Genomic DNA, 902 nt, shown 5'->3' with positions numbered 1-902 from the left:
GGGCTCCTGCGCGCCGACGGCAGCGTCGCGTCCACGATCTTCGCCGAGATGACGAACCTCGCGGCGCGCACGGGCGCGATCAACCTGGGCCAGGGCTTCCCGGACGTCGACGGCCCGCACGCCATCAAGCAGGCCGCGATCCGCGCGATCACCGGCGGGCACAACCAGTACCCGCCGGGCACGGGAATCCCCGAGCTGCGCCGGGCCGTCGCGGACCACCAACGACGCCACTACGGCCTGGACCTGGATCCGGACACCGAGGTCCTGGTCACCACGGGGGCCACGGAGGCGCTCGCGGCCACCGTCCTGGCCCTCGCGGGACCGGGCGACGAGGTCGTGACCCTGGAGCCCTTCTACGACTCCCACGCGGCGGTCATCGCGCTCGCGGGGGCCACGCACGTGACCGTGCCGCTCCACCCGACCCCGGACGGCTTCCGCCTCGACCCCGCCCAGGTGCGTGCCGCCGTCGGGCCGCGGACCCGGCTGGTCCTCGTCAACACGCCGCACAACCCGACCGGGACGGTCCTGACGCGCGCCGAGCTGCAGGTGATCGCGGACGCGGCCCGCTCCGTGGACGCGATCGTCGTGACCGACGAGGTCTACGAGCACCTCGTGTACGACGACGCCGTGCACGTGCCCGTCGCGACCCTGCCGGGCATGGCCGAGCGCACGATCACCATCTCGTCGGCGGGCAAGACCTTCTCGTTCACGGGCTGGAAGATCGGCTGGCTGCACGGGCCGGCACACCTCGTGGAGGCCGTGCGGACGGTCAAGCAGTTCCTGACGTACACGTCGGGGGCGCCGTTCCAGCCCGCGATCGCCCAGGCGCTCGCCGACGACGACGCCCCGCGCGCGCTCGCGGCGTCCTTGCGCGACCGGCGGGACCTGCTGTGCGAGGGCCT

General features: G+C 73.8%; 1 protein-coding gene. It reads left to right on the top strand.

What is annotated here, in order from left to right:
- Window positions 1–902 (top strand): aminotransferase class I/II-fold pyridoxal phosphate-dependent enzyme (locus tag OERS_RS20385; protein ID WP_068627793.1); only part of this gene is annotated, 902 nt, incomplete at both ends.

The sequence above is a fragment of the Oerskovia enterophila genome, assembly GCF_001692445.1.
Lineage (GTDB): Bacteria > Actinomycetota > Actinomycetes > Actinomycetales > Cellulomonadaceae > Oerskovia > Oerskovia enterophila.
The sequence above is the reverse complement of the archived record's forward strand: the minus strand, read 5'-3'. Positions and strand labels throughout refer to the sequence as shown.